The organism is Collinsella sp. AF15-51, from assembly GCF_003462845.1.
In the GTDB taxonomy this organism is placed as follows: domain Bacteria; phylum Actinomycetota; class Coriobacteriia; order Coriobacteriales; family Coriobacteriaceae; genus Collinsella.
Window position 1 is genome coordinate 1 of the sequence record NZ_QRYG01000037.1, and the last position, 2,320, is coordinate 2,320.

3 protein-coding genes are annotated in these 2,320 nt (G+C 55.5%); all 3 read right to left on the bottom strand.

The annotated features are described in order from the left end of the window. Positions 1-91: 91 nt before the first annotated feature. Positions 92-922: a class I SAM-dependent methyltransferase gene (locus tag DWW51_RS10095; protein WP_117774411.1), complete on the bottom strand. Its 831-nt coding sequence runs from the start codon at positions 920-922 to the stop codon at positions 92-94. A gap of 115 nt (positions 923-1,037) precedes the next feature. Further along, positions 1,038-1,643: a class I SAM-dependent methyltransferase gene (locus DWW51_RS10100; protein ID WP_117774412.1), complete on the bottom strand. Its 606-nt coding sequence runs from the start codon at positions 1,641-1,643 to the stop codon at positions 1,038-1,040. Beyond that, positions 1,630-2,259 carry a class I SAM-dependent methyltransferase gene (locus tag DWW51_RS10105; RefSeq protein WP_117774413.1) on the bottom strand — a complete coding sequence of 210 codons (630 nt, stop codon included), beginning with the start codon at positions 2,257-2,259 and terminating at the stop codon, positions 1,630-1,632. The genes DWW51_RS10100 and DWW51_RS10105 overlap by 14 nt, the downstream gene beginning before the upstream one ends. Positions 2,260-2,320 lie beyond the last annotated feature (61 nt).

Sequence of the window (2,320 nt, forward strand, 5' to 3'; positions counted from 1 at the left end):
CCGCTGCTGTATGTGTGTCCTTGCACGCCCAATATGTGCCGTAAAAGCCGTCTTCTTCAACGTCAAAGTGAATGGGCTTCATTTTTGCCTTTTAAAATCTAATTTTCACGATTTGCATTTTCATCCCGTTGTCACCGACCCTTGCGAGAAACCGGAAAAAGCCGCTGACAGAAGGGTCTCTCAAATCGTTGTAACCCAGCATGTAGCCCCGGCTGGTGACCTGCAGACGGCTGTTCCACGTGCCGATTTCCTTGGCGGCATCCGAAACCGCAAAATATGCCCCCACATCCTTGATTTTTGCAGTCTTAAGCCATGTTTTTGCGATCATCTTTACTGCCGTCCGATTGGCAGCATCAAAGACCAGCACACCGCCGGGGAAAGCGTCCGCCATCCCCCGCACCAGTTCCCGGACCTGCTGGGTCAGAAAGTAATAGAACACCCCGGAGGCGAAGAACACCGCCCCGCGGGAGGCATCGATTTTGCTAAACCATGCGGTGTCTTTCAGGTCGCAGGGGATATTTTGTTCTCGATCTCCGGCGGGCAGTAGCTGCTGTCGCAAGGCAATCACATCCGGGAAGTCCAGATTGTAGATCTTGCATCTACCGTTGTCGCAGGTTCTGCCGGTGTTGTCCAGCCCGCAGCCCAGATTGACCACCGCCGCATTGGGGTGGTCTTTCAGGTAATCCCGTACCTCGAAAGCAAGATCACCCTGCCGCATGGCCACCTCCAGCGCACCAAAGCGCTGCATCAGGCTGCGGGAGTTTTTCTCTGCCTCTGAAAAGTCGTAGTCGATCTGGTCGAGCAGGCGAACCGCTGTTTCATCCTTGTAAAGGTTCGGGTACAGCTCCGTACACAGCTTCCGGGAATACAGCGGAAGGATCAGCGTCTCCTGCACGGTGTTTTTCTCAATTTTACATTTCATAGGTTTCTTCCTCAGTGAATAAAAACTGTCATAATTGCCGCCAGCACAGCCGCTATGACCGTCATGCCTATCGCCATGTGCAGGATGGATGCAAAAATGCCCGTGCTTGATGCCCCTACTTCCGCGCCGTGACGCAGAGCCATTTTTTCTTTTTGCGTATCTGCACCTCGTGAAAACCCGCCTGCTCCAGATACGCCTTTAATTCAATGTCCTTGTAGATGGTCATGCCGCCGATGATCTGCGTCCACCTCTCGTCCTTGTCCGTATCGCCATTGCTCTCGTTGCAGATGAGAATTGTCCCGCCTGGCTTCAGCGTCCGCCAGACCTCGCGGAAGCATCGGGGCAAATCAGGCCAAAAATAGACGGTCTCAAAGGCCGTGGCGGCATCGAAGTAGCTATCCTCAAACACCATATCCGCCACACTGCCTTGCAGAACGGCGCAACGCCCCTCCTGAATTGCAATTCGGTTGAGCTTTCTAGTCTTCTCCGCGCTGACGGGCGAATAGTCGACGCCCTTGACGACGCCATGCGGGCATTTTTTCAGCAGCCGTTTTATGTTCGCCCCGCCGCCGCAGCCGCAATCCAGCACCTTGGCATTTGGCGCAAGTCGTAGAAATCGAAGTCCCCACCGCGCCACAGGGCTGTGCCCCAGGTTCATCATGGCAACCATAAGTTTTCCGCCGAGGCCCACGGGCTTGCGGGTGTTTTCAAAGAACGACATCTGGCCCCTCCGATTTCGTGCATTCCGCATAGGTCAACGGGAACGAGGCCTTCAGCACCGCGCTTTTCCGCACCGCCCAGCCGTTTTGACGCAGGAAACGCAGGTATTCCTCGCTCGTCCATCTGCTGTGGAGGGGAAATCCCGCCATGCTCATGAAAAAGGCTTTTGCCTTGCCGGAAACCGAGTTCCCCGCGTGGGTGAAGGTTGGCGCGATGAGCACGCCGTCGTCCTTCAGCACCCGCCTGATTTCTTGCAGGGCCTTTTCCGGATGCGGCACTATGTGAAGCGCGTTGGACGCGATCACCACTTCGAAGGACTTCTGCGCATAGGGCAGGCGGAACATATCCTGCACGGAAAAGTGCAGCTTTGCGGATTGATTGTCCCGCTTTGCTTTAAGGATCATCTTTGCAGAGGCGTCCGTAGCCTCGATGCGCGCCGCCGCATCCACGACGCTCTTTGCGATAAGCCCCGTGCCGGTGGCAACCTCCAGCACGGTCTTTGCTTTCACCACCGGCCGGATCAGCCCATACATCTTCTCATACGCCGCCCGGTCGTTTCGCATGAAACGGTCATACCGACCGGCGTTCTTGTCCCAGAAGCCCTCGCGTTCGTGCATGGCTATCGCCCCCAAACAGTTAGAGCCATCTAACTATAACACACGAATCATGCAGTAAGAT